Below are 13,433 nucleotides of genomic sequence, written 5' to 3'. Positions count from 1 at the left end.
TCAGTCCCCGGTGGCCGTGGGCTCCCCCTCCGGCCGCAGCACGAACGCCGTGTAGCCGTACTCGCCGCCGTGGTCGCGCCGGAGCGCGATCTCGGCGCGGGCGCCCGCCACGGCCTCGGCCATCCCCGGAACGGAGGTGTCGGCCGCCTCGGCCCGGGCCTCCAGCGGCTCGTAGTACTCCGGCCACCAGTCGGAGTCGGGCTGGAGGCGGGCGGCCCGGACCCGGTACCCGGCCTCGCGGGCGACGGCGGTGTTCTCCTCCCGGGTGCGCAACGGGTAGGCGGCGTCCCAGAACGCTCGGGCCTCGGGCGAGGGCGTGTCCGTGGTCCACTCGCAGTCGGTGACCACGAGCACCCCGCCGGGGGCCAGCAGCCGACGCCACGAGCGCAGGGCGCGCTCGAACCCCATGACGAACGCCGACCCCTCGGCCCAGACGACGTCGAAGGTCCCGTCCGGCCAGGGCAGGTCGTCCATCGAGCGGTTCTCCGCCGTGACGCGGTCGGCGAGACCGCGCTCGGCCGCGGCCGCGGTGAGGGCGTCCAGGAACGGCTGGTGGACGTCGATCGCCGTCACACGCGCACCGGCCTCGGCCGCCAGCAGCAGCGCCGACCGGCCCGGACCGCAGCCGACGTCCAGGACGCGGGGCCGCTCGGGCAGCGGCCCGGCCAGGTCGAGCATCCGGCGGGTGGTCGCGTCCGAGCCCGGGCCCTGGCGGGGCAGGTCGGCGTGCAGGGCGAAGAAGGCCGCCCGGAGTTCATCAGGGGTGGGCTCGGCGGCGTCGGCGGCACTGGAGTCGGTCACGGCTTCCCTTCGACTGCGGTCGTCGGGCCGCCGGTCGTCGGTGGCGGCCCGACGGAGGTTTCGGGGGACGACCCTATCCGCCCGGCGCACGGGTCCTCAGCGTCTTTTCGCCTCACCGCGTACGTGGAAGGAGTGCGGGGTGCGGGCCTCGGGGAAGAGGAAGGCGTCGAGGACGGTCAGGGTGAAACCGGCGCGCTCGATCGAGGTGAGCGTGTCCCGCGCGCAGTGGCAGCCGCCGAGCAGGCGCGGGCCCAGGGTCGCGTCGATGAGCCGCTGGGTGCGGCGCATCCGGGCGGTGTCGGCGCGCACGTGTTCGAGGAAGCGCAACCGGCCCCCCGGGGCCAGGACGCGGTGGATCTCCTCCAGCGCGGCGCCCTGGTCGGCGACCGAGCACAGGACGAGCGCCACGACGACGGCGTCGAACCGGGCCGCCTCGAACGGGAGCCGTTCGGCTCGCCCGTCGACGACGGTGACCGGGACGGGCGCGGCCGTGACCCTCCCCCGGGCGGTGTGGCGCAGGTGGGGTTCGGGTTCCAGAGCGGTGACGTGGTCGACGGTGCGCGGGTAGTGGGGGAAGTTGGGCCCGTGGCCCGCGCCGACCTCCAGGACCCGGCCGCGCAGCCCGGCCAGCAGCGCCCGGCGGTGGTCGACCAGACCGGCGTCGTCCATCGCTCCGGCCACCCAGGTGTAGAAGCGGGCGAAGAGCGGATGTCGGATCCGGTCATCCCTCATGTTCCTCACCAGAACACAGGTCGCTCAGGAAAACCACAGGTCGACGCGTTCCTTCACGAACCCGCAACCGAGCACGGGGGGCTGCCGCGCACGGCCGCGTCCCGGGGCGGGCGGAGGATGGCGCGTCGGGGGACCGCGCCGCGTGTGGGAGCCAGCGCCCGGCGGGTCCCGTGCGTCCTCCCCGAGTCGTGCCGCCGCCCCGGGGAGCCCCATGCCCGCACCACCGCCCGCACCCGTGTGGAAGCCCGTGGTCGCCGACCCGTGCCCGGTGTTCCCTCTGCTCACCGGGGACTGGGGCGGCCCCGGCCTCTGACGTCCGCACCGGGGGCGGCCATCACGACGGCGGGCCGCCTCCCTGCGGGGAGACGGCCCGGACACGAAGGGTTCCGTCGTGTGGAACGGTCACCGCGGAGGCGCCGTTCGGGCGCCCGAAGCCGGTCCGAAGCGCGGCGGGGGCCCGAAGAACACCGCCTAGCGCGGCATGCGCTCGGCCAGCCACGCCTCGACGTCGGCCGACGTGCGCGGCAGGCCCTCCGACATCACACGGCGGCCGTCCTCGGTGACCAGGACGTCGTCCTCGATCCGCACGCCGATGCCCCGGTACTCCTCCGGCACGGTGAGGTCGTCGGGCTGGAAGTACAGGCCCGGTTCGACGGTCAGCACCATGCCCGGTTTCAGGTCGCCGTACAGGTGGACCTCCTGGCGGGAGACCGCGCAGTCGTGCACGTCCAGGCCGAGCATGTGGCCGGTGCCGTGCAGGGTGTACCGGCGCTGGAGGCCCAGTTCCAGGACGCGGTCGACCGGCCCCTCCAGCAGACCCCACTCGATCAGTCCCTCGGCCAGCACCCGCTGGGCGGCGTTGTGGAAGTCGGTGAACGGGCGCCCCGGCGCCACCGCGGCGATCCCGGCCTCCTGGGCGGCGTACACCAGGTCGTACACCTTGCGCTGGAGGTCGGTGAACGTGCCCGACACCGGCATGGTGCGGGTGACGTCGGCCGTGTACAGGGTGGTGGTCTCCACGCCGGCGTCCAGCAGCAGCAGGTCACCGTCGCGGACGGGGCCGTCGTTGCGGGTCCAGTGCAGGGTGGTGGCGTTGGGGCCGGAGGCCGCGATGGTGCCGTAACCGACGTCGTTGCCCTCCACGCGGGCGCGCAGGAAGAACGTGCCCTCGACGTAGCGCTCGGAGGTGTCCTTGGCCTGCGGCAGCGCCGTGACGACGTCGTTGAAGCCGCGCACGGTGGCGTCCACGGCCAGCTGGAGCTGGGCGATCTCCCACTCGTCCTTGACCAGGCGGTGGTCGGCCAGCGTCACGCCCAGGTCCTCGTCGAGCTTGGCGGACTTGGCGCGGGCCTCGTCGTCGGCGTCGGCGCGCAGCTCGTCCACGATCGCGTCCAGGTCGGCGTCGTGGCCGCGCACGATCCGGGTGGTCACGGCGTCGGCGCGCAGGGCGTCGGGCAGGGTGCGCACGTCGGCGGTGGCCACGCCCAGCAGGTCGGCGGCCTCGCTCAGGCTGTTGCGGCGGCCGGTCCACAGCTCGCCGTACCCGCCGAGCCAGAACTCGCCGTTGTCGCGGTTGGAGCGCGGCTTGAGGTAGAGCACCGCGTCGTGGCCGCCGTCCGCGCGCGGGGTCAGCACCAGGCAGCCGCCGTCGGAGGTGTCGCCGGTCAGGTACGCGTAGTCGGTCGCCGCGCGGAAGGGGTACTCGGTGTCGTTGGACCGGGTGAGGAGCTGGCCGGCGGGCACGACCAGGCGCTCACCGGGGAAGGCGGCGCTGAGCGCGGCGCGGCGGCGGGCGGTGTGCTCGGCCTGCGCGACGGGCTCCAGGTCGCGGCGCTCCGTGTCGGCCCAGCCCGTGCGCATCCACGCGGCGAGCTCGTCGGAGACCGACTGCGCCTGGCCGTTCTTGCGTGGGGTGAACACGAAGCCGTCCTGCTCGGCTCCGGAACGCTGCTGGTCGCTCACGTCGTGGCTCTCCTCGTCGGTCGCGGGGTTCTCGGCCGCTTGTGGCGGCCCGTGTGACCCATCGTACGGCGGCGCCGCCCGCCCGACCGCTCCACGGACATAGCGGCCCCCATAACGTCGGTCCCCGGGCGCTCCCGAGGGCGCACGGGGTCGTATCCGCTGCCCCAGGCGGTTCCCAGGCCGCTCACACGCTTCTCCCGGGCATAGCACGTAACGCCCGGATCACGCGGCCACTGACCAGGGGCGGCCGAGAGCGCCCCGGAGGACGGGTACACGCTGACCGTGGTCGTGGGGGTCGCCCCCGGGGAGTCCGCCAGCGGCGGAGGCGGGGCCCGCCCGGGCGAGGCGCTCCGGCCGGCAGGACGCCGCCGGAGCAGCCGTGACCCGCCCGGTCAGCCGGTCAGATCGCGGGTGAAGCCGATCGCCTCGGGGTACGGGAACTCCTCGACCTCGTCCCGGCCCAGGCGGCGGTAGCCGAGCCGGTCGTACAGGGCGAGCGCCTCGGGCTGGGAGGGACCGGTGAACAGCACCACGCGGGTGTAGCCGAGGTCGCGCGCGGCCTCCTCCAGGGCGGTCATGACCCGTCGGGCCAGCCCTCGGCGGCGGTGCCGGTGCGAGGTCCACACGCGCTTGAACTCGGCGGTCTCGGGCTGGGTCGCGCGCTCCTGCCGGTAGGGGCGCACCGCTCCCCCGGCCACGATCCCGCCGTCGAGTTCGGCCAGGACCAGGCGGCCGTGCGGAGCCGTGAACTCCGTGACCGGGTAGCGCTCCAGCTCCCGGGCGGCGTTGTCCGCCCCGTAGCGCTCGGTGTACTCCTCCAGGAGCCCGGCGAGCAGCCCCGCCACGCGCGGGTCGTCGTGGTGGACCCGCGTGATCCGAACGCCGTCCTTCGACGCGTCCGGCGCCGTCGCGGCCCCCGCCTCGACACCGGTGCCCTGGGCGTGTGTCACCTTGGTCCTCCTCACGTACCCGGGTGCCGGTCAGACCGGGGCGCGGGGCTCCGGAACCGGCGGCGACGTGAAGAGGGTACGTGCCCGCAGGGCCTGGAGGCCGTTCCCGACCCGGTACCCGGCGGCCAGGAGGCGTTCCCGGGCGGCGTCGGCGCTGCGCACGGTGGCCTCGTCGAAGATGAGGTTGTAGTAGCGCTCCGGGACCCGGTTGAGGCCCCCGCGCAGGGCGCGCAGCGCGGCGGTGGCCGTCGGCCGCGCCCCGGGCGCCTCGGGCAGGACACCGTAGGCCCGCCGCGCCCACGCGGGCAGGGTGGCGTAGGCGAGCGCGCCCACGGGGAACCACAGGGGTTTGAGCGGGGCCAGCCAGGACAGGCGGTCGGGGACCGTGGGCCACAGCAGGAACCGCACCGCCTGGCGGGCCTCGGGGGTGACGCGCAGCCGTGGCCGGACAGCGGCGAGGTAGCCGCGCAGCTCGGCCACGTCGCGCGGCACGTCGTCCGGTTCCAGTCCGACGTAGACGGCGGCGCGCGCCCGCTCGTCGACGTAGCGGTCCATCTCCTCGGAGGTCAGCGGCACCCCCGCCCGGTAGGTGGTCTCCAGGTACGAGGAGACCTCGGCGCAGTGCACCCACACGAGCAGGTCGTGCTGGTCGACGCGGTGGGTGCGGCCGGTGTCGGGGTCGGCGAAGCTCAGGGCGCGGTGCACACGGCGGATGCGCGCGCCGAGCTCCTCGGCCTCCTCGGGGCTGCCGTAGGTGGTGATCGCGACGAAGTGGGCGGTGCGCAGCAGGCGCCCGGTGGGGTCGACGCGGAAGTCGGAGCGCTGCCACACGCCCTGCATCGCCAGCGGGTGCAGGGCCTGGAGCATGAGCGCGCGTACGCCCGCCACCCACATGGAGCGGTCCAGGTGGATCTTCCAGGTGACGCTCTCCGGGGCGGCGACGGTCGGCTGCATCCGGTCTCCTCCAGGGGCCGCGGGGGTTCGCACCGCGTGGCGGACTCGGTTCCCACGATACGTCCGGGTCCGTCCGTGGCTCGGGCGGGTGCCCGAAGCGCCCGACGATCCTGGGCAGGCCGGTTCAGGGGAGCCCGTACGGACCGTCTCGGTCGCCGCGGCCCCGAGGTGGGCCAGGACCGTGCGGACCCGGCGGTGCGCCCCCTCGTCCGGAAGGCAGGTCGAGCTCGGCGGGGATGGTGCCGACGTGCTTGCCCACGGCCGCGTCGCTGACGGTGGGTTCGCGGGCGATCGCCGTGTGCCCCCCGGGCGAGGATCCCGGCGGAGTGGAGTGGCGCCCGCCGGGGCCGGACTGGCAGGAGGAAGCGCGGGCGGGCCGCGGCCCGGGACAGGGTCCTCAAAGGCGTGTGGGACGTCGTCACGGCCCCGACGCCGGGAGCCGGACGGGCCGGGTGGCATCGGTCCCGCCACCGTGTCCGGGGGAGGCCCGGCCCTACCCGCCAACCCCCGTCCGGGCACGGACTTCGCAGTTCAGGACTGTAGGGTGGGACGACGTGAGCGCGAAACCTCTGATCCCCGATGTCCTGGCCGCCCGGTACGCGTCCCCGGAGCTGGCCCGGCTGTGGTCCCCCGAGTACAAGGTGGTCGCCGAACGGCGGCTGTGGCTGGCCGTCCTGCGGGCGCAGGCGCGCCTGGGCGTCGACGTGCCCGACGGTGTCGTGGCGGACTACGAGAAGGTCCTCGACCAGGTGGACCTGGCCTCCATCGCCGAGCGTGAGCGCGTCACCCGGCACGACGTGAAGGCGCGGATCGAGGAGTTCAACGCCCTGGCGGGCCACGAGCACGTCCACAAGGGCATGACCTCGCGCGACCTGACAGAGAACGTCGAGCAGCTCCAGGTGCGCGACAGCCTGCTGCTGGTGCGCGACCGCGTGGTGGCGCTGCTGGCGCGGCTCGGCGACCTGGCGGCCCGGTACGGCGGCACGGTGATGGCGGGCCGGTCGCACAACGTCGCCGCCCAGGCCACCACGCTCGGCAAGCGGTTCGCGTCGATCGCCGACGAGGTGCTGGTCGCCCACGGGCGGCTGGAGGAGCTGATCGCCCGCTACCCGCTGCGCGGGATCAAGGGTCCGGTCGGCACCGCCCAGGACATGCTGGACCTGCTGGGCGGGGACCGCGACGCGCTGAAGTCGCTGGAGGAGGAGGTCGCCGCCCACCTGGGGTTCGAGCGCTGCCTGACCAGCGTCGGACAGGTCTACCCGCGGTCGCTGGACTTCGAGGTGCTCACCGCGCTGGTGCAGCTGGCGGCGGGACCCTCGTCGCTGGCCAAGACCGTGCGTCTGATGGCCGGGCACGAGCTGGTGACCGAGGGGTTCGCGGAGGGCCAGGTCGGTTCCTCGGCGATGCCGCACAAGATGAACACGCGCTCGTGCGAGCGGGTGAACGGGCTGGCCGTGATCCTGCGCGGCTACGCGTCGATGGCCGGTGAGCTGGCCGGGGACCAGTGGAACGAGGGCGACGTGTCGTGCTCGGTCGTGCGCCGGGTGGCGCTGCCGGACGCGTTCTTCGCGTTCGACGGGCTGGTGGAGACCATGCTGACGGTGCTCGACGAGTTCGGCGCCTTCCCCGCGGTGATCTCCGCCGAGCTCGACCGCTACCTGCCGTTCCTGGCCACGACCAAGATGCTCATGGCGGCCGTGCGCGCGGGTGTGGGCCGGGAGACGGCGCACGAGCTGATCAAGGAGCACGCGGTCGCCTCCGCGCTGGCGATGCGCCAGGAGGGCACGGGCAACCACCTGCTGGACCGGCTGGGCCAGGACGAGCGGTTCCCGCTGAACCGGGCGGAGCTGGACGCGCTGCTGGGCAGCCGGATCACGTTCACCGGCGCGGCCGAGGACCAGATCGCGGCGGTCGTGGAACGCGTCATCGAGATCACCGAGGAGCACCCCGAGGCGGCCGCCTACCGCCCCGGCGCCATCCTCTAGGAACGTCCGGTCGGGGCCCGGCGGACGGGGAGACCGTCCGCCGGGCCCCGACGTGTGTTTGAGACCCTTCAGGGCGCGCGGACGATGCCCACGCCGCGGTCGGCGGCGGCCACCCCCGAGTCGATCGCTCCGGTGTCGGCGTGGGCGAGCAGGCGGGAGGTCACGGTCGTGGCGGCGTGCGGGGCGGACTCGGACAGCACACGCTCCCACCACAGCGCGGCCACCCCGGCCACGTGCGGGCAGGCCATGCTCGTGCCGTTGAACGCGACCAGGCCGCTGCCCGTCCGGGCCGACAGGACCCCGACGCCCGGCGCGCTGATCTGAGGGAACGTGTTGGAGAAGGGGGCGATGGTCAGTCCCGAGCCGCCCTGGCCGAGCGCGCCCACCGACACCACGCCCTCGGCGGCGGCCGGGAGGGAGACGGCGATCTCGTAGTCGGGGTGCACCTCGCGGCGGCTCTCGTTGCCCGCGGCGGCCACCACCACGGTCCCCTGCCCGAACGCCGCGCGGGCCCGCAGCAGGTCCAGCAGGGAGTCGAACATCCGCAGGTTGGCGCGGTAGGCCTCCAGCGCGGAGGAGGTGGCCAGGTCGGCGGGCCACCCCTGGTCGACGAGGTTGGACACCAGGCCGGGGAAGTCGTAGCCGAGGGACATGGAGACCACGTGGGCGCCCTGGTCGACGGCCCACTGGATGCCCTGGAGCAGCATCTCGGAGTCGCCCCGGCCCCGGTCGTCGAGGACCTTGCCGACGAGGCCGCGTTCCACCCCGCGGGCTACGCCGATGCGGGTGCCGTCGACGTCGCGGCCGAAGACCGTGCCCGCCACGTGGGTGCCGTGGCCCTGGCGGTCGCCGACGCCCGAGCCGGTGAAGTCGCGCTGCACCAGGTCGACGCCGCTGAACGCCGGGTGCTCGGCGTCGATGCCGGTGTCCAGGACGGCCACCGTCACCCCGGCGCCGGTCGCGGAGGAGGTGTCGGCACCCACGGCCGCCACACCCCAGGTGCGGGTGTCGTCGACGGTGGTGGCCTCGTCGGTGTCGTGGGGGGTGGGTTCGATGAGGAGGGTGGGCATGACGGGGGCGACCGCGCGGACCCGTGGATCGCGCGCGGCGTCGTCGAGGTCGTGCTTGTCCATCTCCAGGACCTCGACGACGGGCTCACCGGCGGCCTCGGCGGTCGCGGCGAGCGCTGAGGGACGCCTGAGGCCGCCGAGGTCGAAGGGGCCGGTGGTCGACGGACTTCCCGTGTCACGCAGGACGGTGCACTTCTGCCGCATGGAGTTCTCCTGAGGGTTGGAGGAGACGACCCGAACCAGTGTCCGGGCCCGCCCACCGGAGTACACCCGTGACACGCGGTAACGCCAGTGGCTTTCGGGGCACAGATCCATGCCCTCGTTATGACCCAGTTCACTCTTGCTAACAGTGGGTTCGAAAGTAAACGGGTATTACTCTTCTGGGGACGGCAAGCCACCCCCCGGAGGCACCATGACCGACCCCGCATCCTTCGGCACCGCCCTGTGGTCCGTGCTGATCGGCGCCGCCTTCGTCCTGCTCCTCGGGCTGGCGATCATCTCCGACATGGCGTTGCGCCGACGCGAGGACCGCGCCGAGGCCGACCGTCGCGCAGAGGAGACCACCGAGCTGGCACGGCACAACGGCCACCCGGCCCCTCGCTGACGAACGAGCCGACACGCCGACCTTCGGGGTCACCCCCGGGCGGCGGCCTACCGTGGGGACACCAGGCGGGCGAAGATGTCCGGGTCGACGTTGCCGCCCGAGAGCACCGCGACCGTCGAAGCCGGTCGCCCCGGCTCCGTGGGCACCCGGCCCGCCATGACCGCGGCGACGGCCAGGGCGCCGCTGGGCTCGGCCACCAGGCGCGACCCGTACGCGAGGGCGGCCACCGCGCGGGCGATCTCGTCCTCGGTGACCGTCACCACCTCCGACAGCCGCGCCATCAGATGCGCGAAGGTCAGATCGGACAGGCACACCCGCACCCCGTCGGCCAGGGTCCGATGGGTGAGCTCGGGCCCCCAGGCCACGCGCCGCCCGACCCGCAGACTCTCGGCGGCGTCGGCGGCCAACTCCGGCTCCACGCCCACCACCCGGACCGGGCGGGGCCGCACGGTCATCGCCGCCGTGGCCACCCCTGAGGCCAACCCTCCCCCGCCCACCGGCACCACGATCGTGGTCACCTCCGGTGACTGCTCCAGGATCTCCAGGCCCACGGTGCCCTGACCGGCGATCACACGCCGGTCGTCGAACGGCGGGACCAGGGCCAGCCCCTCCTTGTCCGCCAGCTCCCGAGCGGTGGACGACCGCCGCTCCGGGGACACGGTGACCACCCGGGCCCCGCACGCGCGGACGCGGTCCACCTTGACCGCGGGCGCCCCCTCGGGGACCACCACCGTGCACGCCACCCCCTGCTCCCGAGCCGCGTGGGCCAGCGCCAGGCCGTGGTTGCCGGAGGAGTGGGTCACCACCCCCGCGGCGCGCTGGGAGGGGTCGAGGAGCGCGACGGCGTTGGTGGCCCCGCGCAGTTTGAACGCGCCGGTCGGTTGGAGGCTCTCCGGTTTGACGAGGAACGGCGGCCCCCCGTCGGGACCGGCTGTCAGGGGCGTGCGCACGACGCGGCCCTCCACCCGTGCGGCGGCGGCGCGGACGTCGTCGGCTGTGACGAGCTGCATGGGGTCACTATGCCCGCCCGTCGCCCTCCACCACCCTCAACCGACGCCTCCGGCGCGGCACCCCCCACTCCGTCGCCCTCCACCACCCTCAACCGACGCCTCCGGCGCGGCAACGGCGTCACAACACGACCACGCGCCTCTCCCAGGGGAAGACCACGCCGTCCTCACCCGCCTCCACCACACGCCCGTCGGTCGAGTGACACGAACCGCTCATCACCTTGATCCGCGCGTCGGTCGAGTTGACCACCCCCGCCGCCTTCTCGGGAACGCTGACGCAGCCGGAGGGGTTGGCGTGGTGCACGGACCCCCCGCCCAGCGTGACGAAGATGATCTCTCCCCTGGCCCCGGCGGCGGGCGCGGCGGTGCTCAGGACGAGTGCGGCGGCGGTGGCGAGGGCCCCGGCGACGGAGTACGCTCGGCGCATGATCCGCTCCTTTCTGTAAATATATGACAACTGTCCGTAGTTGTCCTGAGTGCACGTCTACCACGCGAACCGGCGTCCGACACCCGCGGCATGCGGTAGATTGCGAAACCCGATGCGTACCGAATGGACTCCCCAGGACCTGCCCGGCCGGGCCTTCTACCAGTTGTTGACCGCCGTGGTGGTGCCGCGGCCCATCGCCTGGGTCTCGACCACCTCCGGGTCGGGCGTGGACAACCTGGCTCCGCACTCCTTCTTCACCGTGGCCTGCACGGATCCGGCGATCGTGCAGTTCACGTCGGTGGGGCGCAAGGACTCACTGCGCAACGCGGAGGCGACCGGGGAGTTCGTGGTCAACCTCGCTCCGGCGCGACTCCAGGAGCAGGTGAACGCGACCGGTACCCCCTACCCGCACGACGTGAGCGAGTTCGACGCGGTCGGCCTCACCCGGGAGGAGAGCAAGGCGGTGCGGCCGCCGCGCGTGGCGGACTCGCCCGTGGCCCTGGAGTGCGTCCTGCACTCGACCGTGCCTCTGGGCGACTCGACGGTGGTCCTCGGGCGCGTCGTGCACGCCGCCGTGGCCGAGGAGGTCCTGGTCGACGGCCACCCGGAGGTCACGCGGCTGCGACCGCTGGCGCGCCTGGGCCGCAACGAGTGGTCCACGCTGGGCGAGGTCAGCGAACTCGACCGCCTGCCCTACCGCCGCTGAGCCGCCGGAGCCGGGGAGGGCCGCCGGGGCGGCCGTCCGGTCACAGCTCCAGGTCCCGCTCCGGTGCGGGCAGGGTGGGCAGACGGGCGGCCACGGCCGACGGGTCGCCGGACCAGTCCATGGCGGTGATCTGCGCGATGCTGCGACGTCCGGTCACGGCCCGTGCGAGTTCGAAGGCGCTGGCCCGAAGCGCCAGGTCGTCGCCACCGCCCAGACGCCACTCCTGGCCGGTGTCGGTGGCCGCCACCCGCACCCCCGGAAGGGCCTCGTCCCAGCCGCGGGCGAGGCCACGCAGGACGAAGTCGGCGATCTGGTCGGCGTACTCGGTCTGGGGCGTCGTCCCCAGGGCGCCGCGCAGGTCGTTCTCGTGGTGCCACACGTCGAGCACGGGCAGGGCGTAGCGCGCCCTGGTCTGGCGGGCGAGGACCTCCAGGAGGGCGGGGGTGGCCGAGCGCCACTCGTCACAGATCGTGGGCAGGTCGTCCTCGGCGCGTTCGGCCACCTGGCGGGCGGTCGTCTCGTCGTCCGCGGGCGGGGTCAGGCCCTTGTGTCCGATGTCGACGCTGATCCCCGCGAGGTGGGCGTAGGTCTGGCGCACGTCCCAGGCGGGCAGCGCGGGGACAGGGGTGGCGATCTGGTCGGCGGTGAGTTCGGCGGCCAGGTCGAGAAGCCTGTTCTGACAGCTGGTGTACACGCTGGCTGAGTCCATGCGCACACGTTACCGAACGATGTTCGGATACTCCGGTGCCGCCCCCGCAGACCCGCCGGGGGCGGCACCGGCCCGGCCGCGCGAGCACGGCCGGTCCGGACGGGTCAGGAACCCGCGGTACAGGTGGTTTCGGGGACCCCGGCGGGACCCTGGCTGGTTCCGATGAGGCCGAAGGTGGTGGTTGCGCCCTCGGACAGGACGGCGTTGTATCCGACGTCGACCGCGGTCACCCGGGACCCGTCGGTGGACAGGTCGGCGTTCCAGACCTGCCCGAGGCCCTCGCCGTCGGGGAGCGTCCACTCCACGGTCCAACCGTCCAGGTCGGTTCCGGCGGTGACGGTGACCTCGGCCTGGAAACCGCCCTGCCACTGGTGGAGCACCGCGTACTCGGCCGTGCAGTCGCCGTCGGCCGGCGGGTCGGTGGGCTCGTCCGTGGGCGGGTCGGTGGGCTCGCCGCCCCCGTAGACCGGCGCCTCCTCGGCGGTCTCGACGATGCCGTCGGGACCGTGGAAGATCCGCTCGCCCCACGGGGTCAGCCGGGTGACGTCGAAGTCCTCGACCATGTCCAGGTACTCGACCCCGCCGCTGTTACCGCTCCAGGACCAGCCGACGTAGCCCAGCCCCAAGCGTTCGGCGTGGTGCATGATCGCGTTCTCGTCCGGGTCGCCGTCACTGTGGTCGTGGCCGAACTCGCCGATGATCAGCGGCAGACCGGCCTCGACGAAGGACTCCATGTAGTCGACGACGGTCGACTCCTGCTCGTAGACGCCGTACATGTGGACGGAGAAGACGGTGTTGGCGTGCGGGTCGGAGTCGAAGACGCCCTGTGCCTCCCGCCGCATGATCCCGCGCCAGTCCTGGCCCCAGTTGGGGGCGTCGACCACCAGCGTGTGGTCGAACCCGGCGTCGCGCAGGCGGTTGATCGCACGGCTGGTGTCGCTGGCCCAGTGCGCGTTGGTCGCCTCGTCGTTGCCGTAGGGCTCGTTGCCGATGTTGACCAGGACGTAGTCCTCCTCGCCCTCGACGGCGTCGCGGACGCGCAGCCAGTAGTCGACGGCCTGGTCCAGGGTGGCGGCGGCCTGCTCCTCGCCGTAACCGGTGGTGTCGTGGACCTCCAGCACGCAGATCAGCCGGTTGGCCTTGCAGCGCGCGACCACGTCGGCCACGTCGGCCACGTCGTTCTCGGTCCACCGGTCACCGCTGCTGAGGACGACCCGGACGGCGTTGGCGCCGAGGGACTTGATGTCGGCGAGGGAGCCGACCTCCTGGGAGTACCAGGTGTGGGGATGGCTGACACCGCGGATGACGAAGTCGTTGCCGGCCGCGTCCACCAGTCGGCCGTCCTGGACACGGAAGCCCGTGTCGGCCTGGGCGGGCAGCGCGTGGACCACGAGCGCCGCGACGAGGGCGAGGACCGCCCCGAGGACGGCGAGGAGCTGTGGGGGTCTGGGCGTTGTCATGGATCTCCCTCCAACGAGAAGACAACGTTGTCCAACAGGGTCGAGACATCGGGGGCGGTCGTACCG

At 73.6% G+C, this 13,433-nt stretch carries 13 protein-coding genes and 1 pseudogene; 3 read left to right on the top strand and 11 right to left on the bottom strand.

The window, feature by feature from the left end:
- The 6 genes and pseudogenes from DVR05_RS15755 to DVR05_RS27440 form a co-directional block, all read right to left on the bottom strand.
- A complete protein-coding gene (locus DVR05_RS15755; protein WP_116246647.1) occupies nt 1-801 on the bottom strand; it encodes a cyclopropane-fatty-acyl-phospholipid synthase family protein in 801 nt (266 codons plus the stop codon).
- Nucleotides 802-897: 96 nt separating this feature from the next.
- Nucleotides 898-1,533 carry a class I SAM-dependent methyltransferase gene (locus DVR05_RS15750; protein WP_116246646.1) on the bottom strand — a complete coding sequence of 212 codons (636 nt, stop codon included), beginning with the start codon at nt 1,531-1,533 and terminating at the stop codon, nt 898-900.
- A 471-nt stretch (nt 1,534-2,004) separates the two neighbouring features.
- Nucleotides 2,005-3,495 carry an aminopeptidase P family protein gene (locus DVR05_RS15745; protein ID WP_116246645.1) on the bottom strand — a complete coding sequence of 497 codons (1,491 nt, stop codon included), beginning with the start codon at nt 3,493-3,495 and terminating at the stop codon, nt 2,005-2,007.
- A gap of 392 nt (nt 3,496-3,887) precedes the next feature.
- Nucleotides 3,888-4,445, bottom strand: a complete 558-nt coding sequence (locus DVR05_RS15740) for a GNAT family N-acetyltransferase (RefSeq protein ID WP_369974544.1) — start codon at nt 4,443-4,445, stop codon at nt 3,888-3,890.
- A gap of 30 nt (nt 4,446-4,475) precedes the next feature.
- Complete coding sequence (locus DVR05_RS15735; protein ID WP_116246644.1) at nt 4,476-5,399, bottom strand: oxygenase MpaB family protein; 924 nt, start codon at nt 5,397-5,399, stop codon at nt 4,476-4,478.
- Between the two features lie 165 nt (nt 5,400-5,564).
- Nucleotides 5,565-5,703, bottom strand: a pseudogene (locus DVR05_RS27440) (DNA-binding response regulator); the annotation flags it as partial.
- A gap of 250 nt (nt 5,704-5,953) precedes the next feature.
- Between DVR05_RS27440 and purB the strand changes: the two are divergent.
- Nucleotides 5,954-7,384 (top strand): adenylosuccinate lyase, encoded by a 1,431-nt coding sequence (gene purB, locus DVR05_RS15730; protein WP_116246643.1) that lies wholly within the window; start codon nt 5,954-5,956, stop codon nt 7,382-7,384.
- A 68-nt stretch (nt 7,385-7,452) separates the two neighbouring features.
- Here purB and DVR05_RS15725 read toward each other — a convergent pair whose 3' ends face one another.
- Nucleotides 7,453-8,658, bottom strand: a complete 1,206-nt coding sequence (locus DVR05_RS15725; RefSeq protein ID WP_116246642.1) for a S8 family serine peptidase — start codon at nt 8,656-8,658, stop codon at nt 7,453-7,455.
- A 208-nt stretch (nt 8,659-8,866) separates the two neighbouring features.
- On the opposite strand from DVR05_RS15725, the gene DVR05_RS15720 reads away from it, so the two are divergent.
- On the top strand, nt 8,867-9,058 hold the full coding sequence (locus tag DVR05_RS15720; RefSeq protein ID WP_116246641.1) for a hypothetical protein: 192 nt from the start codon (nt 8,867-8,869) through the stop codon (nt 9,056-9,058).
- Nucleotides 9,059-9,105: 47 nt separating this feature from the next.
- On the opposite strand, the gene DVR05_RS15715 is transcribed toward DVR05_RS15720, so the two are convergent.
- Together DVR05_RS15715 and DVR05_RS15710 are read right to left on the bottom strand one after the other, a co-directional pair.
- Nucleotides 9,106-10,068 (bottom strand): threonine/serine dehydratase, encoded by a 963-nt coding sequence (locus DVR05_RS15715; protein ID WP_116246640.1) that lies wholly within the window; start codon nt 10,066-10,068, stop codon nt 9,106-9,108.
- A 118-nt stretch (nt 10,069-10,186) separates the two neighbouring features.
- On the bottom strand, nt 10,187-10,492 hold the full coding sequence (locus tag DVR05_RS15710; protein WP_116246639.1) for a hypothetical protein: 306 nt from the start codon (nt 10,490-10,492) through the stop codon (nt 10,187-10,189).
- Nucleotides 10,493-10,604: 112 nt separating this feature from the next.
- Between DVR05_RS15710 and DVR05_RS15705 the strand changes: the two genes are divergently transcribed.
- Nucleotides 10,605-11,198, top strand: coding sequence for a flavin reductase family protein (locus DVR05_RS15705; RefSeq protein ID WP_116246638.1), 594 nt, complete (start codon nt 10,605-10,607; stop codon nt 11,196-11,198).
- A gap of 40 nt (nt 11,199-11,238) precedes the next feature.
- On the opposite strand, the gene DVR05_RS15700 is transcribed toward DVR05_RS15705, so the two are convergent.
- Together DVR05_RS15700 and DVR05_RS15695 are read right to left on the bottom strand one after the other, a co-directional pair.
- The gene (locus DVR05_RS15700; RefSeq protein WP_116246637.1) at nt 11,239-11,907 is read right to left on the bottom strand and encodes a maleylpyruvate isomerase family mycothiol-dependent enzyme; all 669 of its coding nucleotides are present in this window, start codon (nt 11,905-11,907) and stop codon (nt 11,239-11,241) included.
- A gap of 104 nt (nt 11,908-12,011) precedes the next feature.
- Nucleotides 12,012-13,367 (bottom strand): cellulase family glycosylhydrolase, encoded by a 1,356-nt coding sequence (locus DVR05_RS15695; protein WP_116246636.1) that lies wholly within the window; start codon nt 13,365-13,367, stop codon nt 12,012-12,014.
- Nucleotides 13,368-13,433 lie beyond the last annotated feature (66 nt).

It is taken from the genome of Nocardiopsis sp. FIRDI 009, from assembly GCF_003386285.1.
GTDB lineage: Bacteria > Actinomycetota > Actinomycetes > Streptosporangiales > Streptosporangiaceae > Nocardiopsis.
This window is presented reverse-complemented; position numbering and strand designations above follow the sequence as displayed.